At 34.3% G+C, this 22,431-nt stretch carries 21 protein-coding genes; 6 read left to right on the top strand and 15 right to left on the bottom strand.

Annotated features, from left to right (window positions below):
• Positions 1–31: 31 nt before the first annotated feature.
• Together ABWO08_RS02525 and ABWO08_RS02530 are read left to right on the top strand one after the other, a co-directional pair.
• Positions 32–1,633, top strand: a complete 1,602-nt coding sequence (locus tag ABWO08_RS02525; protein ID WP_353083477.1) for a fumarate hydratase — start codon at positions 32–34, stop codon at positions 1,631–1,633.
• 72 nt (positions 1,634–1,705) lie between these two features.
• A complete protein-coding gene (locus ABWO08_RS02530; RefSeq protein ID WP_353083478.1) occupies positions 1,706–2,104 on the top strand; it encodes a hypothetical protein in 399 nt (132 codons plus the stop codon).
• 1 nt (position 2,105) lies between these two features.
• On the opposite strand, the gene ABWO08_RS02535 is transcribed toward ABWO08_RS02530, so the two are convergent.
• The 7 genes from ABWO08_RS02535 to ABWO08_RS02565 form a co-directional block, all read right to left on the bottom strand.
• Positions 2,106–2,765: a CoA transferase subunit B gene (locus ABWO08_RS02535; RefSeq protein WP_353083479.1), complete on the bottom strand. Its 660-nt coding sequence runs from the start codon at positions 2,763–2,765 to the stop codon at positions 2,106–2,108.
• Positions 2,766–2,795: 30 nt separating this feature from the next.
• Complete coding sequence (locus ABWO08_RS02540; RefSeq protein WP_353083480.1) at positions 2,796–3,494, bottom strand: CoA transferase subunit A; 699 nt, start codon at positions 3,492–3,494, stop codon at positions 2,796–2,798.
• Between the two features lie 14 nt (positions 3,495–3,508).
• Positions 3,509–5,818: a penicillin-binding protein 1A gene (locus tag ABWO08_RS02545; RefSeq protein WP_353083481.1), complete on the bottom strand. Its 2,310-nt coding sequence runs from the start codon at positions 5,816–5,818 to the stop codon at positions 3,509–3,511.
• A 5-nt stretch (positions 5,819–5,823) separates the two neighbouring features.
• Positions 5,824–6,309 (bottom strand): gliding motility lipoprotein GldH, encoded by a 486-nt coding sequence (locus ABWO08_RS02550; protein WP_353083482.1) that lies wholly within the window; start codon positions 6,307–6,309, stop codon positions 5,824–5,826.
• Positions 6,293–7,531 (bottom strand): PSP1 domain-containing protein, encoded by a 1,239-nt coding sequence (locus tag ABWO08_RS02555; RefSeq protein WP_353083483.1) that lies wholly within the window; start codon positions 7,529–7,531, stop codon positions 6,293–6,295. Before ABWO08_RS02555 ends, ABWO08_RS02550 begins: the two co-directional genes overlap by 17 nt.
• A 162-nt stretch (positions 7,532–7,693) precedes the next feature.
• Entirely contained in the window at positions 7,694–9,064 is a 1,371-nt protein-coding gene (trhO, locus tag ABWO08_RS02560) for an oxygen-dependent tRNA uridine(34) hydroxylase TrhO (RefSeq protein ID WP_353083484.1), read from the bottom strand.
• Positions 9,065–9,200: 136 nt separating this feature from the next.
• A complete protein-coding gene (locus ABWO08_RS02565) occupies positions 9,201–9,611 on the bottom strand; it encodes a BrxA/BrxB family bacilliredoxin (protein ID WP_353083485.1) in 411 nt (136 codons plus the stop codon).
• A gap of 136 nt (positions 9,612–9,747) precedes the next feature.
• On the opposite strand from ABWO08_RS02565, the gene ABWO08_RS02570 reads away from it, so the two are divergent.
• Positions 9,748–10,116 carry a hypothetical protein gene (locus tag ABWO08_RS02570; RefSeq protein WP_353083486.1) on the top strand — a complete coding sequence of 123 codons (369 nt, stop codon included), beginning with the start codon at positions 9,748–9,750 and terminating at the stop codon, positions 10,114–10,116.
• Here the strand turns inward: ABWO08_RS02570 and ABWO08_RS02575 are convergent.
• Together ABWO08_RS02575 and ABWO08_RS02580 are read right to left on the bottom strand one after the other, a co-directional pair.
• On the bottom strand, positions 10,054–11,232 hold the full coding sequence (locus ABWO08_RS02575) for a lycopene cyclase family protein (RefSeq protein ID WP_353083487.1): 1,179 nt from the start codon (positions 11,230–11,232) through the stop codon (positions 10,054–10,056). The two genes, ABWO08_RS02570 and ABWO08_RS02575, sit on opposite strands and share 63 nt — an antisense overlap.
• Positions 11,233–11,976, bottom strand: coding sequence for a transporter (locus tag ABWO08_RS02580; protein WP_353083488.1), 744 nt, complete (start codon positions 11,974–11,976; stop codon positions 11,233–11,235).
• A 135-nt stretch (positions 11,977–12,111) separates the two neighbouring features.
• Here ABWO08_RS02580 and ABWO08_RS02585 point away from each other — a divergent pair, with 135 nt between their 5' ends.
• Positions 12,112–12,930: a ZIP family metal transporter gene (locus tag ABWO08_RS02585; RefSeq protein ID WP_353083489.1), complete on the top strand. Its 819-nt coding sequence runs from the start codon at positions 12,112–12,114 to the stop codon at positions 12,928–12,930.
• 7 nt (positions 12,931–12,937) lie between these two features.
• Positions 12,938–13,330, top strand: a complete 393-nt coding sequence (locus tag ABWO08_RS02590; protein ID WP_353083490.1) for a hypothetical protein — start codon at positions 12,938–12,940, stop codon at positions 13,328–13,330.
• 120 nt (positions 13,331–13,450) lie between these two features.
• Here the strand turns inward: ABWO08_RS02590 and feoB are convergent, their stop codons facing one another.
• The 3 genes from feoB to ABWO08_RS02605 all read right to left on the bottom strand — a co-directional run bounded on the left by feoB (position 13,451) and on the right by ABWO08_RS02605 (position 16,557).
• Positions 13,451–15,541 carry a ferrous iron transport protein B gene (gene feoB, locus ABWO08_RS02595; RefSeq protein WP_353083491.1) on the bottom strand — a complete coding sequence of 697 codons (2,091 nt, stop codon included), beginning with the start codon at positions 15,539–15,541 and terminating at the stop codon, positions 13,451–13,453.
• On the bottom strand, positions 15,534–15,776 hold the full coding sequence (locus ABWO08_RS02600; protein WP_353083492.1) for a FeoA family protein: 243 nt from the start codon (positions 15,774–15,776) through the stop codon (positions 15,534–15,536). The genes feoB and ABWO08_RS02600 overlap by 8 nt, the downstream gene beginning before the upstream one ends.
• A gap of 85 nt (positions 15,777–15,861) precedes the next feature.
• Positions 15,862–16,557 (bottom strand): SCO family protein, encoded by a 696-nt coding sequence (locus ABWO08_RS02605; protein WP_353083493.1) that lies wholly within the window; start codon positions 16,555–16,557, stop codon positions 15,862–15,864.
• A 133-nt stretch (positions 16,558–16,690) separates the two neighbouring features.
• Here ABWO08_RS02605 and ABWO08_RS02610 point away from each other — a divergent pair, with 133 nt between their 5' ends.
• Positions 16,691–18,745, top strand: a complete 2,055-nt coding sequence (locus ABWO08_RS02610; RefSeq protein ID WP_353083494.1) for a M13 family metallopeptidase — start codon at positions 16,691–16,693, stop codon at positions 18,743–18,745.
• A gap of 91 nt (positions 18,746–18,836) precedes the next feature.
• On the opposite strand, the gene ABWO08_RS02615 is transcribed toward ABWO08_RS02610, so the two are convergent.
• From ABWO08_RS02615 to ABWO08_RS02625, 3 genes are read right to left on the bottom strand one after another with little or no spacing between them, the layout of a single operon-like run.
• The gene (locus ABWO08_RS02615) at positions 18,837–19,676 is read right to left on the bottom strand and encodes a Rossmann-fold NAD(P)-binding domain-containing protein (protein ID WP_353083495.1); all 840 of its coding nucleotides are present in this window, start codon (positions 19,674–19,676) and stop codon (positions 18,837–18,839) included.
• A gap of 2 nt (positions 19,677–19,678) precedes the next feature.
• On the bottom strand, positions 19,679–21,988 hold the full coding sequence (locus ABWO08_RS02620) for a M20/M25/M40 family metallo-hydrolase (protein ID WP_353083496.1): 2,310 nt from the start codon (positions 21,986–21,988) through the stop codon (positions 19,679–19,681).
• A 6-nt stretch (positions 21,989–21,994) separates the two neighbouring features.
• Complete coding sequence (locus tag ABWO08_RS02625; RefSeq protein ID WP_353083497.1) at positions 21,995–22,345, bottom strand: hypothetical protein; 351 nt, start codon at positions 22,343–22,345, stop codon at positions 21,995–21,997.
• Positions 22,346–22,431 lie beyond the last annotated feature (86 nt).

Here is a 22,431-nt window from a genome sequence, read left to right on the forward strand (position 1 = left end):
TGTAACTTTACATCTCAAAAATATTTTTAAAATGGACTTTATATATCAAGACCCGTATCCGATTTTAAAAGACGATACGCAATACAAAAAACTGACTTCCGATTTTGTAAAATCAGAACAATTTGGAGATAGAGAAATTCTAACCGTTGATCCAAAAGGGTTGGAATTATTAGCACAAGAAGCCATGAATGAAGTTTCATTTATGTTGCGTACCTCGCATTTGCAGAAGCTAAAAAACATTTTGGACGATCCTGAAGCAACCGATAACGACCGCTTTGTAGCCTACAATTTATTGCAAAACGCTGTGGTGGCAGTAAAAGGAGAATTGCCTTCATGTCAAGATACCGGAACTGCAATTGTAATGGCCAAAAAAGGTGAAAATGTATATACAGGAGCTGATGATGCTGAGTATTTGTCAAAAGGGATATACAACACCTACCAAAATAAAAATCTTCGTTATTCTCAAATCGTTCCGATTTCGATGTTTGAAGAAAAAAATTCAGGATCAAATTTACCAGCACAAATCGATATTTATTCAAAAAAAGGAAGTTCTTACGAATTCTTATTCCTTGCTAAAGGAGGAGGTTCTGCCAACAAAACGTTCTTATATCAAAAGACCAAATCGTTGTTAAACGATAAATCGATGGATGAATTCATTCGCGAAAAAATCAAAGATTTAGGTACCTCAGCTTGTCCACCTTATCATTTGGCTTTGGTAATTGGAGGGACTTCTGCCGAAGCAAATTTAGCTGCAGTTAAAAAAGCATCTGCTGGGTATTTTGATAATTTACCAACTTCTGGTAACATGTCGGGACAGGCTTTTCGAGATTTAGAATGGGAAAAGCGAGTGCATAAAATATGTCAAGAAAGTTCTATTGGAGCGCAATTTGGAGGTAAATATTTTGCACATGATGTGCGTGTAATTCGTTTGCCAAGACACGCTGCATCTTGTCCGGTTGGGTTAGGTGTTTCGTGTTCTGCGGATCGAAACATAAAAGGAAAAATCACCAAAGACGGAATATTTTTAGAGCAATTGGAAGTAAATCCGAAGCAATTTCTGCCCGAAATTCCTCCACATATGGAACAAGCGGTTGTGATTGATTTGAACCGACCAATGGCAGAAATATTAGCAGAATTGACTAAACACCCAATTAAGACAAGATTAATATTAAACGGAACTTTAATTGTTGCTCGCGATATTGCACATGCTAAGATCAAAGAGCTTCTTGATGCCGGTAAACCAATGCCAGAATATTTTAAAAATCATCCAATTTATTATGCTGGCCCAGCAAAAACACCAGACGGAATGCCTTCGGGAAGTTTTGGACCAACCACTGCAGGAAGAATGGATGTGTATGTAGAAGAATTCCAGAAATCGGGAGGCAGTATGGTGATGCTTGCTAAAGGGAATAGAACTAATGAAGTAAAAGACGCGTGCCAAAAATATGGTGGTTTTTATTTAGGATCTATTGGAGGCCCAGCGGCTATTTTAGCGCAAGACAACATCTTGAAAGTTGAGGTAGTAGATTTTGAAGAATTAGGAATGGAAGCTGTTCGAAAAATCACCGTTAAAAACTTCCCAGCATTTATTATTACAGATGATAAAGGCAATGATTTCTTTGCTAATTTGTAATTTAAAAATATAAAATTTATAAAACCTGCAAGGTTTCCTTGTGGGTTTTATTTTTAATTTAATGTATCGCTTATGCCTTTTAAGGATTCTTTTTCGGAATTTTATTCAGAAGTAAAAACAAGTATTAAAGAGGAAACTTTTGCCAAATTAACTCTGGCCAAAACTATTGGGAACACAGAGTTAATGAATATTTATGCGCGTTTAATCGTAATAGAAAACGACTTACAATTGGAATTGAAGTTTAAATTTCAAAAAGAAGAAATTGTTGAAATACATACTATTGACAAAGCTTTCAATCGCTTGGTAGAGTTTATAAATAACCCATTTTTAAGTGCAATATTATTTACCACTGAAAGGGATTTGACCTATAAATTGAATAAAAAAAGAGCGGTAAGTGTAAATGAACAAGCACCTAGTTTTGCGCATGCTTCTACAGCTTTTATGGAATTGAAAGAGGGTAAAAAAGAATAAACTAAGCGATCATCATTTCCGGTATTGTTCCTTCAATAATTAAATCAGCTTCAGTTGATGCAATAATATGTTCTACCGAAACTCCAGGAGCGCGCTCTAACAGTTTGAATCCTTTTGGAGTTATTTCTAGAACAGCCAATTCCGTCACCACTTTTTTCACACAACCAACTCCAGTTAACGGCAAAGTACATTTTTTAAGAATTTTGCTTTCACCAGCTTTATTTACGTGCATCATAGCCACGATAATGTTATCTGCAGAAGCAACTAAATCCATAGCGCCACCCATTCCTTTTACCATTTTACCAGGGATTTTCCAATTGGCAATGTCACCATTTTCTGAAACTTCCATAGCGCCAAGAATGGTTAAATCGACATGCTGCCCACGAATCATTCCGAAACTAAAAGCAGAGTCAAAGAAGCTTGCTCCAGGAAGTGTTGTAATTGTTTGTTTTCCTGCGTTAATTAAGTCGGCGTCTTCTTCTCCTTCAAATGGGAAAGGGCCCATTCCTAGAACTCCATTTTCGCTTTGAAATTCAACAGAAATATCATTTCGAACATAGTTGGCTACCAATGTTGGAATTCCAATCCCTAAGTTCACATAATAGCCGTCTTTTACTTCTTTGGCTATTCTTTTTGCTATGTCGTTTTTATCTAATGCCATCTTCAAATTTTCAAATTAATGAATCAGTAATTAATGTTGTCTTACTGTTCGTTGCTCAATTCTTTTTTCAAATTTTTCACCTTGGAAAATTCTTTGAATTAATATTCCTGGTATGTGCACTTGGTTTGGATCTAAAGTTCCTGCAGGCACTAATTCTTCTACCTCAGCAATGGTTATTTTGGCTGCGCCACACATGCAGGGATTGAAGTTTCTCGCAGTTCCTTTAAAAATTAAATTTCCAGCTTCGTCACCTTTCCAAGCTTTTACAATAGAATAATCGGCTTTAAACGCATGTTCCATAACGTGCATTTTTCCATTAAATTCACGTGTTTCTTTGCCTTCAGCAACTTCTGTTCCGAAACCTGCAGGAGTAAAAAAGGCAGGGATACCAGCTTGTGCTGCGCGACATCTTTCTGCTAAAGTTCCTTGTGGAATAAGCTCTACATCCAATTCTCCTGAAAGCATCTGTCTTTCAAATTCGGCATTTTCACCTACATAAGAAGAAATCATTTTTTTGACTTGCTTTTGTTGTAATAATAACCCAAGTCCAAAATCATCTACACCCGCATTATTAGAAATACAAGTCAAGTTTTTTGTCCCTTTTTTTACTAATTCTGCAATAGAATTTTCAGGGATTCCGCACAGTCCAAATCCGCCTAAAAGGATTGTCATGTTATCTTCAATTCCTTGAAGTGCTTCCTTAACGGAGTTAACTTTTTTATTTATCATAAAACTAAATTTTACTAAAGTCCAAATTCATCTGGATTTTGTTCCTCGATATCAGTTGAGTCTTTAATCGCTTCTCTTGGAGCCGAATAACAATCAACTTTTATTGCAAAATTATCTGGTCTTTGGAACTCGTCTTTAGAAATTATAAGATCGGGATCTTCATAACATTTTTCCATAAAATAACCCCAAATTGGAAGCGCAGCCGTAGCTCCTTGTCCATAAGTGATACTTTTGAAATGTGCCGAACGGTCTTCACAACCAACCCAAACTCCAGTTACTAAATTAGGGACCATTCCGATAAACCAACCATCTGATTGATTTTGAGAAGTTCCAGTTTTACCAGCAATTGGGTTTTTAAACATATACGGATATCCTGTCCAACGGTTATCGCCGCTTCCACCACCTTCGGTTCTAAGGCGTTCTCCAGATCCACCTTCGGTTACACCTTCTAATAATTTTATTACCGCAAAAGAAACGTCTTTGCTTAGTACATCGTGTGATTCGGGAACAGGTTCAAAAATTACAGCTCCGTTTTTATCTTCGATTCTAGAAATAAATTGTGGCTTAATGTAAACGCCCTGATTTGCAAAAGTACTGTAGGCAGCAACCATGTCTTGAACAGTAATATCTACTGCACCAAGCGCAATAGAAGGTTGCACTGGAATTTCGGAAGTAACGCCTAATTTTTTGGTTAATTCAACTACCGCTTCTGGGCCTGTTTTGTCAATTAATTTTGCAGAAATAATATTTACAGAGTTTGCTAATGCTCGTTTTAAAGTCATCATTCCGCGGTACTTTTGATCGGAATTTCTTGGCTCCCAATCTTCGGTCACGTGGTGACGGCCTTTGTGAATCATGAAAGGAGCATCTAATAGCGTATCACAAGGCGACATCCCAAGTTGTTCAATAGCAGTTGCATAAACAAACGGCTTAAAGGTAGACCCTACTTGTCTTGCACCTTGACCTACGTGATCGTATTGGAAATATTTGTAATTAATACCGCCAACCCAAGCTTTAATTTGTCCGGTTTGTGGCTCCATCGACATTAAACCAGCCTGTAAGAAATGTTTGTAATAACGAATAGAATCTAATGGAGTCATGACCGTATCTCGTTCGCCTTTCCAGGTGAAAACAGTCATTTTTGTTTTTCTGCTGAAGGAAGCTATAATTTCTTCATCGGTTTTATCATCTGCTTTAAGAATGCGCCATCTTTCGGAATTCTTCATAGCTTGATTGATAATTTTCTCAGTTTCTGGATCAGTTAAATTTACGAATGGAGCATTTTTATTTCCTTTTTGTTGGATAAAAAATTCTTCTTGTAAATTTTTCATGTGCTCTTGAACTGCCTCTTCTGCATGCTCCTGAATCTTAGAATCTAAGGTCACATAAATTTTAATTCCATCGCCATATATATCATATTCTTCTCCATCAGGTCGTTTATTTTCTTTAACCCAATTCTTCATAAAATCTCTAAGATATTCTCTAAAATACGTAGCAGTTCCGTCTAAGTGACTTTCGGGATGAAAATCTAAAACGATTGGTTTTCTTTCTAATATTTTTTTAGCAGCTTCTTCTAAATGGTTATTTCTAACCAATTGACCTAATACAATATTTCTTCTTTTTAGTGCTTTTTCTGGACGACGAACCGGATTAAAAAGAGAGGGGTTAGTCAACATACCAACTAGTAATGCACTTTCTTCTACTTTAAGGTCACGAGGCTCTTTGTTAAAATAAACTTTAGCCGCCGAACGAATTCCAACCGCTCCATTCACAAAATCAACTTGATTAAAATATAAAGCAATGATTTCGTTTTTGGTATATTGTCGCTCTAATCGCACTGCAATGATCCATTCTTTTGCTTTTTGAATCATACGAAAAGGCAAAAATCTTGAGCCTTCTCCGTGAAATAATAATTTAGCTAATTGTTGGGTGATTGTACTCGCACCACCATTAGAACCAAGCTTTGCAGCTGCACCAAATGTTCTTCTCGCATCAATTCCGGAGTGTTCGTAGAAACGCTCATCTTCGGTTGAAACTAAAGCATCCACAAGCGATTTAGGTAAATCTTTATATTTTATCGCGGTACGATTTTCGTTGTAAAATTTTCCAAGAGTAACTCCATCAGAGGAGATAATTTCAGTAGCAAGATTAGAATTTGGATTTTCTAAATCTTCAAATGAAGGCATTTTTCCGAAAAGTCCCCACGAGGCAAATATGAAGAATAAGAAAATACCTCCAATACTGTAAAAAAACAATTTCCAAAATTTCTTTTGGTAGTATTTAATGTCTTTAACAGGCGTGTTTTTTTTATTTTGTAATGCCATAATAATTAATTTGTAGATTCTACTCTAAAACCTATTTCGGTAATTCCTTGTAAATTTTCAACACCAGCAATTTTTCCGGTTTGTCTAACGGCTTGCTGAATGTGAACTTTATATTCTCCTTTAAGTTTAAAAGGCACATTTTCTTTGTAAAAAAGTTTACTTTCTTTTACATCTGTAAATCCGTCTCCCATAAGTGAGCCATCCGGATTGGCCATTTTATACTCTAAAGTATCTACAATGGTTTTTTTATTTGGATGTTCTAAGGAAACAATTAAAAATAAATTATCAAATGGATAATCGTTATTATCTCGAACATTTACAAAGAGGTTGTATTTTTTTTCACTTTCTAATTTTGGCAATTTAAAAGTCAAAATACTGTCTTGATGCCATGCATTTCCTACTGATTTATACTCGTCAAAAACAAGTTGTTTATCGCAAGAAATTAGAATAAACACCATTAAAATAAATAGAAGGCTACTTTTTATCTTCATTTTTCTTAATAATAATTGCAGGTCTTTTTACTTCTGGCTTTGGGTTTTGATTGGAATTTTGATTCTGATTTTGCCCTTGCTTGAAGTTGGGATTATGCGATTTATTTTTTGATTTATTTTTACTTCTTTTTGGCTGATCAAAACGCGTTAAGCTTTCTTGACCCATAGCGTTATTGAAGTTAGCTTCTGGTTCAACTACAATTTCAATTGCAAAATCTTCTAAAGATGAAACGCGTTTCTTCTCTTTATTTTGAGCAATTATTTCTTTAACCTGCTCTATTTTTAATACATGCCAACTCGAAAAATTATCGGTATACGCAAACCACATTAATCCTTTAAAAATATCCTGTTTTTGACAAATGGCATCTCCTTTTTCGGTGTGTAATTTGGTTTCAAATTCTGGAAAATCTTTTAAAGCATCCAGATAAGTGTCCAATTCATAATTCAAACAACATTTTAATTTTCCACATTGTCCAGCTAGCTTTTGAGGATTTAGGGACAATTGTTGGTATCGCGCTGCAGAGGTATTTACACTTCTAAAATCGGTTAACCAAGTTGAGCAACACAGTTCTCTACCACAAGAACCAATTCCACCAAGGCGCGCTGCCTCTTGACGAAAGCCCACTTGTTTCATTTCGATACGCGCTTTAAAAACTTGCGCAAATTCTTTAATAAGCTGTCTAAAATCTACACGATCTTCGGCAGTATAATAAAAAATTGCTTTAGAGCCATCACCTTGAAATTCGATGTCAGAAATTTTCATTTGCAACTTTAAAGCAATAGCAATTTCTCTTGCTTTAACCTTCATCGCTTCTTCTTTATCACGCGCATCGCTCCAAATATCAATATCTTTTTGAGAGGCTTTTCTATACACTTTAGGGATTTCTGCACCTGCGTGATTTACCCCTTTTTTCTTCATTTGAATTTTAACCAATTCACCAGTTAGCGTTACAATTCCTACATCATGTCCAGGAGAAGCTTCAGTTGCCACAATATCTCCAATGCTTAGGGTTAGTTTTTCGGTATTTCGATAAAATTCTTTACGGCCATTTTTAAAACGCACTTCCACACAGTCAAACGGTGCTTCACCATTTGGCAAACTCATGTTAGAAAGCCAATCAAAAACAGTTAATTTATTGCAGCTATCGGTGCCGCAAGTCCCATTATTTTTACAACCCTTTGGTGCGCCACCATCTGAAGTTGAACAACTTGTACATGCCATAATTATATAGTAGTATTGCTAAAAAGCAATGTAAGTTTATAAAACGATTAATTGGTAAAGATAGTATTTTTATAAAATATATTCCAATAAAAAAATCCCAAAAACCAACGCTAAAATTAACGTTTGGAATTTGAGATTTATTGGTCTTTTAACCGATTTATTTTAAGAGATAATTTTATATAATTTATCCGATAATCGGACTCTAAACGGCACTTCAAAAGTTACTTTATCTCCTGGAATTGCGGTGGAAATTTCATTTCCGTTTACCAGCATTTTTTCTAAAATGTATTCTTCAGAACCCGTAGTTGGACCAGAAATTAGAAGTTTGTCTCCAACATTTAATTCGTTATTTTGAATGATAAAAAGACCAACTTGTGCTTTCACATAGTAATGTTCTGCTTTACCAAGAAGTACTTTTTTTACTTTTATCTTCTGACGAATATCTTTTGATTTTTGTTCTCTATTTTCGGCTACTGCTAAAGATTGATCCGATAGTTCTCCCGAATGTTTGAATAACAATTTATCAGATTTTCCTTTTCGAAAAACTTTGTTACCCACTTGAATTCCTCTGCGTAATTTTACTTGTTCGGCCAAAGGTAAATGCGTAATTTCTAAACATTCTGTTGAACAACAATTTTCCATTGCTGCTTTGCATTCGTCACATTGAATGAATAATAAATGGCACCCGTCGTTTTCACAATTGGTGTGATTGTCGCACGGTTTTCCGCATTGGTGGCATTGAGAAACGATATCGTTGGTAATTCGTTCACCTAATCGATGGTCAAAAACAAAGTTCTTTCCAATGAATTTACTTTCAATATTTTCTTCTTTGATTTGTTTGGCATAATTGATAATTCCGCCTTCCAATTGAAAAACATTTTTAAATCCTTGGTGTTTGAAATATGCCGAAGCTTTTTCACAACGGATTCCTCCGGTGCAATACATCACCAAGTTTTTATCGTCTTTAAAATCTTTTAATTGTTCGTTGATGATCGGTAACGATTCACGAAATGTTTCCACATCGGGAGTGATTGCTCCTTTAAAATGTCCAATTTCACTTTCGTAATGATTTCTAAAATCTACCACAATGGTATTTGGATCTTCTAAAATCTGGTTAAATTCCCTAGCTTTTAAGTGCACTCCAATATTGGTCACATCAAAAGTTTCATCGTTTAATCCGTCGGCTACAATTTTGTCGCGGACTTTAACAGTAAGTTTTAAAAACGAATGATCATCGTGTTCAACCGCTACATTCAGGCGGATGTTTTTCATGAAATCATAAACTTCTAAAGTTTCCCGAAAGGCTTCCATATTTTCGGCAGGAATACTCATTTGAGCATTGATTCCTTCTTTGGCAACATAGGTTCTGCCTAGGGCATCAAGCTGATTCCAAGCAATAAATAAATCGTCGCGAAATTTTTTAGGGTCTTCAATTTTGGCATACGCATAGAAAGACAACGTAAGACATTGTTTGCCTGCTTGATCTATCAATTCGGCTCTTTCTTCTGCGCTTAAGGTGTTATACAGTTGCATGCTATAAACGTTTAAGGTTAGAATAGGTTGAGTTCTAAATGGAAGAACTCGGCAGCAAAGATAATTTGAAAAAATTGAAAACAAAAAACCTCTTAAAAATAAATTCTAAGAGGTTTTGATAAAGTTTTTTTTCGAATTAACAGAATTCTGCGTAAGCATCTTTTAAGTTATCTGCAATCATTTCGGCAGGACGACCTTCAATGTGGTGACGCTCTAGCATGTGAACCAATTCTCCGTTTTTAAACAACGCCATACTTGGTGATGATGGAGGGAAAGGAAACATTTGTTGACGCGCAGCATCCACTGCATCTTTATCCACACCTGCAAAAACAGTAATTAAATGATCTGGTTTTTTTGCTCCGTCTAAACTCATTTTAGCTCCTGGACGCGCATTTCTTGCCGCACATCCACAAACCGAATTTACAACTACCAAAGTTGTTCCTTCTGCTTTAATTGCATTTTCTACGTCGCTTGCGCTATATAAATTTTGAAAACCTGCATCTGTAAGTTCAGCACGCATTGGGTTTACCATTTCTTCTGGATACATAATTAGTTATGATTTAAGATTGTTAATTTCTGAATTTTGATTTAATAAATCTTTTGCAAAGATAATGAGAATTCCAAATGTAACTTTTAAATGAGTCATAAAAATTTGTTATGTTTACATTTCAAAAATTAATGATATGAAATATCTAGAACATATAGATAAGTTTTTTATTGAATTTATTGCTCTAATTATTTTTGTTATTGGGTATATTATAATTCAAAAAAAACAAAATTTTAAATTAACTCTTCAATATTGTCTGTATTCCTATGGAATAGCAATATTGTTGCTATCGCTTACAATCCCGTCAATTTTTCCAGGATATCCAGAAGACATTTCAGATCTTGAAAACAAGAAAAGATTGCTCTATCATTTGCAAAGAAATAATGAAGCACTTGTTCAAACAACAGAGGCAATTAGGCAAATGGCTTTACTTACTTTTGCTTTATTGCTTACAATCATTTCCAATGTTATCAAACATTTTAAGATTGAAAATTCTGCTAAATAATGCTTTGACAAATAATCCTTTCGGGCATTTCCAAATTACTTGCAGGTCTTCTAAAAAAGAAGTTTCTTCATCCAGAAATTTGAAGATTACGGTGGCATTTCCTTTTTGAAACATTGAAGAAAATATAGTAGATCCTAAATGGTTTTTTTGATCTAAAATATCTAAAAGCAATAAATCATAAAACCAAAATTTGTCTCTTTTTTGGAATTTTCTAAAGTCGGAATTGTAGTCTAAAAACGATACCAATTGCTTTGCTTTTTTGGTGGTATTTTTAAAAGTATATCCGGTGCTGGCTTTTGTCCATCCTCCGGCAGAACCAATATTTAAGATGTTTTTGGTGTTGTTTTTCCAAAAAGGGAAACATGTCATTGGGATGTTTCCTTGTTCTTTTTCTACAATTTCGTATTCGGTAATTCCGAGTTTTTGAATGTAGTTTTGAATTTCGTTTTCGTATTCCGATAGTGCAAGTAACTCTTTTGAAAACAACGTATATTCTAATAAAGCTTCTGTTGAGGATGTTGGTAAAACATACATGAATCGGGTGTTGTCTTTTTGTTCAACAGAAAAATCCATGAAAGTAGCCGTTTCTTTTTCAAACACATCTTCTTTAGATTTTATAAACCAACCCACAAAATGTTGTTGCAACAGCGGATATTTGGCTTGACTTTTCACCAAATTCGGATTGAAAATCGAATTGAAAATTTTATTGCAAGTATAATTTTCAGAGGCTGTTTTCACGATGCAATGGCTTCCTAGTTCTTCAAAATCAAGCACCTTCTGATTTACAAAATGAATATTTTCTTGTTTGGAAATCAAATCAAAAATTAGATAATAAAAATCCAATCCTTTAACCATTTTATATTGATACGGATCTAAATTTAATTTCCTTTCGAAAGCAGTGTTTTTAAACCAAGCTGAATTCCATTTAGTGCTTACTTGATTTGGAAAAATTGTATTTGAATCCCAAAAGCACCACGTTCTATCGTTGGTTTTTTTTGAATTTTCATCCAAAAGCAAAATCGTTTTATCCTGAAATTTTCCAGATAAAATCATTTCATAAACGGTCATCATTGCAGACAAGCCGCTTCCGGTAAAAATATAATGGAAGTGTTGCATTTATCTTCTATAAGAAAAACCAAAAGCAATATAGTTTTTGGGAGCATTTTCTGAAATTCCAATGCCTGATGACAAATCTAGCATAAAATTATCGTTTATCAAATAAGTGATTCCTCCATCAAAACTATGATTTGATTGCTGTATTTGTGGAATAAACCCAAAAAGCTCTATGTAACTTCCTAACTTTTCTGTAATTGAATACCCTGTAGTTACCGTGTAAATAAAAGTTGGTTCTGGAGTGAAACCATCCCATTCGGCACCCAAATTATAACTGAATGACATTTTTTGGGATAGTGAATGCTGCATTACAAATCGAAATTTCGGAAAAACAAAATCGGTTTTGTATTCATTCGAAGCCGCTTTTGGCAAACCAATATGACCAATAAATGAAGTTTTTGGCACAATACCATTTTCTTCTGTAAGCGCTACTTTAAATCCAATATATATTGGTGAAAACCCATTAACCTTCTCATTTATTATTTCTTCAGATAAAAATTCAGTTATTAATCGCAATTCGAAATTTTTTGTTACACCATATTTCCACAGTGCGGTTGGCAAACTATTTTTTTTATAAAGCGCATCGTTTTTTTGAAAAGTAAATCCCGTTTCAACTTGAAACATTCCTTTAGGAACAATTGCCGGCGTTTCTGTTTGGTCGGGTCTATCAGCTTGAATGGGCTCAATTTCTTGAGCGTATATTGCAGCAGAAATAAAAAGAAAAACTAGTACAATTTTAGATTTCATAAATTTGATTTTAGACAAAACTAAAAATATATTTTAAGTATTTCTGATATTTAAATATATTTGTTTTGAAGGTATCTTTATTTACTTTCTTGTATCTTTATCCAAATAAAAATAACTAACAGTAAGTGAATTAATATGTTTCAGACTATTATAGATTACTTTGAAAGTATAGATCCAATTTTGGCAGCATTGTATGCCACTTTGTTTACCTGGTTATTAACTGCATTTGGTGCATCATTTGTTTTCTTTTTTAAGAATATGAATCGAGTTGTTCTAGACGGAATGCTTGGTTTTACTGGTGGTGTAATGATTGCTGCTAGTTTTTGGAGTTTACTTTCTCCGGCAATTGAAATGAGTAAAGGGGAAGGTTTTGTAAAAGTAATTCCAGCTTCAGTTGGATTTGCATTAGGCGCTTTATTTATCTTTGCTTTAGACAAGGTTTTACCCCATTTACATATAAATTTCAAAGAATCTGAAGGAGTAAAATCGCCATGGCAACGAACCACTTTATTAGTTTTAGCAATTACTTTACATAATATTCCTGAAGGATTGGCTGTTGGAGTACTTTTTGGCGGAGTTGCCGCAGGTATTCCTGAGGCATCAATTGCAGGAGCCGTAACACTTGCTATAGGAATTGGAATTCAAAATTTTCCTGAAGGAATAGCCGTTTCAATGCCTTTAAGAAGAATGGGAATGAGCCGTTGGAAAAGTTTTATGTATGGTCAATCATCTGCGCTTGTTGAACCCATTGCTGGAGTTTTAGGAGCCGTTGCCGTAACCTTTTTTGTGCCTTTACTTCCGTATGCATTAGCTTTTGCGGCAGGAGCAATGATATTTGTAGTTGTTGAAGAAGTAATTCCTGAAACCCAACAGGATAAAAATACCGACATTGCAACGCTTGGGTTAATTGGAGGTTTTATTGTAATGATGACTTTAGATGTAGCCCTAGGCTAATAAAATCATGAAAAGAAAACTTTTTTTTCTGCTATCCTTTTTGTTTTTTAGCCTTACATTTTTTGCGCAAAGCGAAATAAAAATCACAACAAAAAAATGTAATCCAAAAGCGGGATACGGGTTTCAATTAACTAAAGTTTTTGATGATTCTCGATGTCCTGAAGGAGTTACTTGCATATGGGCTGGTGAAGTTTCGGTAGTATTAAAAGTCTACAAAAACAAAAAATTCTTTGAGCTAAAAACACTCACTTTTAATGCAAAAAATAAGGAAGAAAATTTCAACTGGTTTGCAAAGTATTTCAGTAAAAAGATAAAATCAATTGCTGTAAATCCTTATCCAAAAGAAGGACAAATCATAAAATTTAAAAATCAATATATTTCTATTGTTTTTGAAAATTAATTACAGCCACAATCGTCCTTATCTCCACAATTTTTTTTCGGCTTTTTCTTTCCAAAAAACTTATTGTATAAATAGGATAAAGCAATTCCTAAAGCAAAGTAAACGAGTATTTGTTGCATTTTAATTCAAAATTTGATACGCTAATAAAGCAGATAAATAGGCCAATCCACTCATAAATATTAATTGTACTAAAGGCCATTTCCAAGAATTCGTCTCCTTTTTTACAATTGCCAAAGTACTTATGCATTGCATAGCAAGAGCGTAATAAATTAAGAGTGAAATTCCGGTGGCAAAATTAAAAGTTTTGCTTCCGTCTTCGCGGATTTCATTTTTCATTTGCTCTTTTATAGTTGCTTCTTCACCGCTTTGGTTTCCTACACTGTAAATAGTAGCTAAAGTCCCTACAAATACTTCACGAGCCGCAAACGAACTTACTACAGCAATACCTATTTTCCAATCGTAACCTAATGGTTTTATTGAAGGCTCAATATATTTTCCAATAGTACCAATATAGGAATGCTCTAATTTGTACTCGCTTAGTTTATTCTCATAATTTGAATCGGTATTCTTTACAGTTTTTGAAACTATATTTTGAGCATTTCCAAAAGTAGCATCAGGCCCATGAGAACCTAAAAACCACAAAATAATTGAAATGGCTAATATGATTTTTCCGGCTCCAAAAACAAAAGCTTTTGTTTTCTCAATAATATTAATGGCCACATTTTTGAATAACGGAATTTTATAACTCGGCATTTCAACAACGAAATATGATTTGGAACTTATTCTTAAAACTTTATTCAAAATATAAGCCGACAACAAGGCCATTCCGAAGCCCAATAAATACAATCCCATAAGGGTTAACCCCTGTAAACTAAGGAAACCAAAAATTCGTTGTTGCGGAATTATCAAGGAAATTAAAATAGCATAAACCGGTAATCTTGCCGAACAAGTAATGAAAGGCGTAACCAAAATGGTTATTAATCGTTCCTTCCAATTTTCAATGTTTCGGGCACCCATAATTGCCGGAATAGCACAGGCAGTTCCAGAAATTAATGGCACAATACTTTTTCCAGAAAGTCCATAACGGCGCATGATTTTATCCATTAAAAAAACCACACGACTCATATACCCGCTTTCTTCTAAAACAGAAATAAACAGAAATAAGAAGGCAATTTGTGGAATAAAAATTAAGATTCCACCAATCCCCGGAATAATTCCTTCGCTAATTAAGTTCGTAAATTCGCCTGCAGGCAAATTCATTTTGGCATAAGAAGCCAAATCGGCAAAGGACCGATCAATATAATCCATTGGAATGCTGCTCCAATCAAAAATAGATTGAAAGATTCCGAATAAAATGACAAAGAAAATCAGGTAACCAAATACTTTGTGGGTCAATACCCGATCCAGTTTTGCTCTTACATCGGTTGCTTTTGATTGATCAATTTTCTGACCTAATTTTAAAGTTTCGTTTATAAATTGGTAGCGCTTGATGGTTTCCTTTTGTTGCAATTGCTTCAGGTCGGCATGCGATTTGGTAAACGAACTTTCCATTTCGTTTCTCTCTAAATTCAAAAAATTTACATCTTGGGTAATCACCAACCAAAGTTTGTATACCAGTTGATTTGGGAATGTTTTTTTTAATTTCTCAAAATATTCTGGGTCAATAGAAGAAGCATTTAAGCAAGGTAAAGTAGGAAGTGACTCGTAATTTAGAATCAGTTCTTTTATTTTTTCAATTCCGATGTTTTTTCTAGAACTCACCAAAGCTATTTTGGTTTGTAATTGTTCTTCAAGAAACGGAATATTTAATTCAATCCCTTTTAGTTGCATTCGGTCACTCATATTAATGACCAAAATAGTTGGGATTTCTAAATCTTTTATTTGAGTAAATAGAAGCAGGTTTCTTTTTAAATTTTCAACTTCCGATACCACAACTACAACGTCAGGGAAGTTTTCATCTTTTTTATTTAAGAGCAATTCAATCACCACATTTTCATCAATAGAACTGGCGTTTAAACTGTAAGTTCCGGGTAAATCAATGATAGTTGCTTTGGTAGTTTCGTTGAGTTTGCAAGCACCAATTTTCTTTTCTACGGTAATTCCAGGATAATTCCCAACTTGTTGGTGCAAGCCGGTAAGCTGGTTAAAAACCGAAGTTTTTCCAGTATTTGGGTTTCCAATTAGCGCAACTTTTATGGTGTCTTTAGTCATTATCAGAATTATTAACGACTACCTTAATTTCTTTGGCTGTTTCTAACCGAATGGCAACATGCGAATCGTTTACATTAAAATACAGCGGGCAACCAAAGGGTGCAATTTGAATCAATTCAATCGTATTGCCCGGCAAGCAACCCATTTCGAGTAATTTTAACGGAATAGTATCCACGTCAAAGTCAACGATGATGCCTTTTTGCCCAATTTTAAGATCTCCAACGGTAATTTGCACGTCTTTATTTAGATTGAATTAAAATACAAAAGTAGGTATTTGCAATGAAAATTCTATGATAATTGTTAGGTTTCCAATTATTTTTTTACTCTTTTTCCGAACAAAGAAAATTAATATCTTCTAATAGTTGTTTTACATTTTTAATTCCAGGTTCGGTTGGGCCATCTAGATTGGTGCCGTCGTAAAAACCGCGAACTCGTCTTTTGGAATCAATTAAAACAAAATTTTCGGTATGAACCATATCATACATTTCGGATGGGTTTCCGGTTTTAACTGCTAAATACGATTTTCGGGCAATGTAATAAATGTCTTTTTTGTTACCCGTTACTAAGTTCCATTTGCTGTCGATAACTCCTTTTTCTAGGGCGTATTTTTTTAATACCGAAACGCTATCAATATCCGGTGTAACCGAATGCGAAAGCAACATTACCTTTGGATTATTCTTAATTTGATTTTGAAGCCAAACCATATTATTAGCCATTTTTGGACAAATAGAACGGCATGTTGTAAAGAAAAAATCAGCTACATAAATTTTCCCTTCATAGTCTTTTTGAGTGATGATTTTTCCGTTTTGATTGGTAAACGAAAAATCGGCAATGGTGTGATCTAAAGCTACATATTGAACGGTTGAATCTACCATTTCTGGATTAACATCACTTGGATTGAAAATTGGTAGTGATTTTTTTGGCTTCAATACCGTGTAAAAAGCAGTTATAGTGATTATGGAAAATACCACAAAAAAGCCAACAAATATTCGGTATTCTTTAAGTTTGCGTAACATCTTTTTTTTTCAAAGGTACAAAACAAGTCATTTTTATAAAAATAGTTTTATCAGCTCAAGTAGATTATTTGATTTTTTTCATTTGGTTTATCAAAAATTAATAGATTTGTGGAAACAATCAATAATTAAAAATATGAAAATACAGACTTCAATTAAGTTGGGCTTTTTGGCAGCAGGATTATTGTCCTTAAGCCAAGGAATAGCACAACAAAAAACCCCGGGGATTGCCGTTGATTTAATGGATAAATCGGTGCGTCCAAATGACAATTTCTTTCAATTTGTTAACGGAACATGGTTAAAAAACACCGCAATCCCTGCAGATAAAACCCGTTGGGGAAGCTTTGACGAATTGCGTCAAAATACCGATAAAGATGCCTTAGCAATTTTGAACGCTGCATCAAAAGATCCAAAATACAAATCTAATACCGATCAAGGAAAAGCGATTAATATCTACAAATCGGTTATGGATACTGTGGCTAGAAACAAGCAAGGTATTAAACCAATTCAGGCAGATTTAGCTAAAATTAATGCGATTAAAAATACTGCAGATTTGCAAAAATTATTAATGGAGACCGAAGCTGTTGGTGGAGGTGCTGGATTTTTTGGTTTCGGAATTGGAGCTGATGAAAAAAACAGCAACAGAAATATTGTGAGTTTAGGACCTGGTTCTTTAGGTTTACCAGATAGAGATTATTATGTTTCTGAAGATAAAGATTCTAAAGAAAAAAGAGAAAAATATGTATTGCATCTGGCTAAAATGCTTCAATACATTGGAGAAAATCCAGCACAAGCAAAAGAAAATGCAGAAAAAATCCTTGCTTTAGAAATTCAAATGTCTAAACCAAGATTAGATAGAGTAGAACGAAGAGATAGTAAAAAACAATACAATCCAACGGCTATTTCCGATTTGAAAAAAATGGTGCCAATCATGGATTGGAATTCTTATTTGAAAGGAATCGGAATTGCAAAAGTAGATACAGTAAATATATCACAACCAAGATATATGGCTGCTTTGCAAACAATATTTGCTGAAAACAAAGTTGAAGATTGGAAAGCTTACATGCGTTGGATGTTATTAAGAAGCGCTGCAGGACAACTTTCTACAGAAATTGAAACAGCTAACTGGGAGTTTTATGGTAAAGCATTAACCGGAGCTTTAAAACAAAGACCGCGTCATGAAAAAGCATTGCAAGTTGTAAATGGAACTGTTGGGGAATCACTAGGTAAATTATACGTAGAGAAAATGTTCCCAGCTGAGGCTAAAACGAAAGCTTATAATATGATTCAAAATATTATTCGTGCTTACAGAGCAAGAATTAATAATTTGACTTGGATGTCTCCTGAAACTAAAACTAAAGCAATTGAAAAATTAGAAAAATTAACCATCAAAATTGGTTATCCAGACAAATGGGAAGATTACTCAGCTATGGTAGTAAAAAGTCCGGCGGAAGGCGGAAGCTATTTTGAAAATATGAAAAATGTTTCTAGTTGGGGATGGCAAAAAGATTTAGCTAAATTGGGTAAACCAGTTGATAAAACCGAATGGGGGATGTCTCCACAAACGGTAAATGCTTACTACAATCCATCGTATAACGAAATTGTATTCCCAGCTGCAATCTTACAACCACCTTTTTATGATTATAAAGCAGATGAAGCAGTAAATTATGGTGGAATTGGAGCCGTAATTGGACATGAAATTTCTCATGGTTTTGATGATGAAGGAGCTACTTTCAACGCAGACGGAAATTTAATTGATTGGTGGACTGCAGATGATTTAGCTAAATTTACTGCCTTAGGTAGTGCTTTAGCAGATCAATACTCAGCTTTAGAGCCACTTCCAGGAACACATGTTGACGGTAAATTTACATTAGGAGAAAACATTGGAGATTTAGGCGGAATTAATGCTGCATATGACGGGTTACAATTGTACTTAAAAGAAAATGGAAATCCAGGACTAATTGACGGATTTACTCCAGAGCAACGTTTATTTATTTCTTGGGCAACCATTTGGAGAAGTAAAATCCGTGATGAAGCTTTGAAAAACCAAGTAAAAACCGATCCACATTCACCAGGAATGTACCGTGCCTATGTGCCGCTTACAAACCTAGATACGTTCTTTCAAGCATTTGACATTAAAGAAGGTGACGGAATGTATGTTACGCCAGAAAAACGAGTTAAAATCTGGTAATCAAAATAGAATAAGTAAAAAGGCGCAAGAAATTGCGCCTTTTTTATTTAATGTTAGTCTGAGCTTGTCGAAGACTTTCTAGCTATGCTATTTATAATTTTATATTATTAAACGAATACCCTAAAACGCGTTCTACTTTTTCGCTTTGTATTAATTTTCCGATAGAAGGTTTGCTTTCATTAAAATGTGGCAAAGGCAAGTTGAATTCAATTGCTTTTTGAGTGTAATATTCTTTTCGGGTTGGATGAAAGGGCGCAACCGCATTAAAGGTTTCGTTCCAACTGAAATTGTCATTTTGAGCCTCACGAATAATTTTTTCAATAATTCCGATGCAATCTTCCTGATGAATTAAATTAATTGGTGCATCCGGATTTTCAATATTGGTTTTGCCAGAAAGAAATTTTATCGGGTGCCGATCTGATCCAATCAAACCTCCAAAACGAATAACAGCGGTTTCAAATTTTTCATTGCTTTGCAAAAGCATTTCTGCATCTAATAACTGTTTTCCGCTTTCGGTATCTGGATTGGGAATCGAGGCTTCGGTAAGCGATGCATTTTCATCTGCATACACCGAAGTCGAACTCACAAAAAGCACTTTCTTCACCGAAGATTTTTCAATAAACGGAATCAAATTTTGAATCTTTTCTACAAATGTCTTGCTGAGCCCTGTCGAAGTATTTGAAGAAGCTCGACGCAATATAGGAGGTATATCAATAATTAGAATTTCGGAATTTTCCAAAAAGGAATCCATTTCGCCAACTATTTTATCTTCTGATAATTGAATAAAAAAAGGCGTAATTCCAGCATGTTCAAGCACCGAAATTTTCTCTAAAGTAGTAGTAGATCCGTTAATCAAATACCCTTTTTGAAGCAATGATTTTGCTAATGGAAATCCCAACCAACCACAACCAAGAATACTAATTTGTTTCATTTTTACTTGATTGGGGCTACAATTTTCTGTTGAATTAGCACGGCATCGGTCAACACAAATGGTTTTGAAATCATCCAGTTTTTTCTTGTCGCCATATTAAATTGATTGTTTGACATTAAATCAAACGAACTTTCTACTAAATCGAATTCTAGTTTTTGATTTTGAGGAATCGAAAATTCTAGCGTCAAAGGAATGTTATCCACAACATAATAACTCAGTAATTTGTTGCTTTTTTTCGAAATAATATTGCTTTTTATATCTAAGGATTTGACCCCATTAGCTGCCAAAATAGTTGGCTTCAGTTTTTCATTTGCAAAAATATCATAACGATTCACTTTCCTATTTGGAGTGATTTTAATTTTGTAAAAATGGTTGTTTCCAGACAATGAATCCGTAAGAAATTCTATTGTTGGTTTGGCAATATTCTTAATTGGCGCAGCGGCCATAAAAGTATATTCGGAACCATATTTACTGTATAATTTATTGGCGTTTAAAGGCGTTGCTATTTTTGGATTTTCTCCTAAATAGGTTTTGGTCCATTCGTCTAAATTGCTGTCGTAAGTTGCCCAATAGGCTTTTTTGGTATCGCTATTTAAAATGTAAACCAAACTGTTTGGCTTCCCTTTTCCGTTTACATATCCTGCATATTGGTGCGCTTTAATAAGGAAGGCTAATCCTAATAATAAGAAGAAAATGGCCCAAATTTCTTTTCGTGGAAACGAATTGAAAAGCGGCAATAACAACCCAAAGCATAGCACTGTTAAAATAGCACTTCCAACTAAAATTTTAAGTCCCAATCCCACCGGAAACATGGTAATAAGCGGAACTAAAATCAGTAATGCCGGAATAGACATCAGTAAATTTAAATAGCTATTCGTTTTTTGAGTTAATACAAAAATGCCCAATAAGACTATACTTGCCAATACCGGAATAATTAAAAACGCAGCTCCTTTTAGGAAAAATGCAATGGCTAAATTTAGTAGTAACCAAATAAATAAAACCGGAATTTGAATTACAATTTCGGAGTTTTTCTTGTTGTATTTTCTGTAAAACCAAAAGCAAATGGCAAGAGTGAAACAAATAAATGCGAATATATAATCGTGACCATTGTAAGTAAATCCTTGCAGAATATCTTGATATTGCGGATAACAAAATAAAATAATTTTCCATCCAATAAAGCTGATTAACCCCGCAGTAAATAAAGATCCAAATAGAGGAATAAAGCCTGTGAGGAGCTCTTTAAAATGAAATATTTTTTTCCCAATTCCTAAAAAAATAAATAATCCAAAAAAGAAAATCCCCAGAAAAACCATAGGAATTATCCAACTAAAAGGATATTTGGCGATAAAAAATGGAGCGTTGAAATAAACTTTATCTTGGGTGGAATTTAATTGTGATAAATCGGAATTCGAAAAATAATTAAGCAACGGGAATAAGTAACCACCTTGGTGCGCTAAGGTATTTGGGTCGAGATGTTGGTAGGTGTCCTGCTGCGTATGGTAGTTGAAATGGCTATCAATAAAGGCAAAATTAAATCCTTGAATCTTTCCTTTTTCTCTAAATACGGTTAAATCGGTGTCGTTGGGAAGCATTTTATAAATGCTATACATTAAGGAATTTCCTACCGGATAAGTAACACCGCCTTTGCCAAAGGCATCGATCATATTGGCATTCCCGTCATTGGTTTCTAAAAGCATATACCCTGGCCCCGAACTTCCTCTCGCTTCCAAATTAAGTACCAAGCCAACTTTTTTCGCTGCATGATGTTGGGTAACAAATAAAGCCGCGCCATTTAATCCCAATTCCTCGGCATCAGTAAAAAGAATAATAATATCATTTTTATGTTTGGTATTGGCATGTAAAAAGGCTCTAACTGATTCTAAAATTGTTGCCACGCCACTAGCATCGTCGCTTGCACCATGGGAATAGGAATGGGGCGCGCTATCATAATGTGAAAGCAATAGCAATGCTTTATTAGTAGGTACGGTTCCTTTTATGGTTGCAATAATATTTTTTGATTTTACTAAAGTCCCTTTTTCCGTCATCGTAAACCCTTCTTGAAAAGAAGGTTGTAACCCCAAATTTTGAAGTTCTTTAACCAAATAATTGGCAACCACTTCGTGATTTTCAGAACCTACAAAATGAGGCTTTTCGGACATTTTTTTTACCGTCTTTAAAGCTCTAGAAGCTGAAAATTCTGACATTGGTGCATCAGGAGAATCTTCGCCATGCGGACTGTTTAGAAAAAAAACAGCTAGAAGCAAAACAGCTACTATGATACTAATTGAAATAGAGGATAATTTATTTTTCATAAGGCACTATTTATCTTTTTTAACTATAATAAAAAAATCAGATTCCAAGGCCATGTAGCCTTGATCGTATACAAAATAGTAGGTATTTCCAGTTTTGGTATTTAATATAGAAGTGAAATATTCAAAATCAAACCCTTTATTCAATAATTTAGATCGGGTAGTTTTTGACTTAACATCAATGTTTAATTCGGAAAGTATTCGATAATTCTTACGCAATTTATTATTGATGTTGCGCATGTAATTGGTGCTGTCTTTATTGATTTTATTATTATAGGCATTGCGACAGCCATCGCTGCAGAACTTTTTGTCCTCCCGACCCACAATTTTCTCGTTACATTCTAGACAGTTTTTTTGCATCTTGCTCAAGTAATGTCTATCAAATATAATTAAAAAATTCCAATTACAAACGCTTACAAGTAGTTACAACCGAAAGTAAATGGTTA

It is taken from the genome of Flavobacterium sp., from assembly GCF_040383245.1.
Classification (GTDB): domain Bacteria; phylum Bacteroidota; class Bacteroidia; order Flavobacteriales; family Flavobacteriaceae; genus Flavobacterium.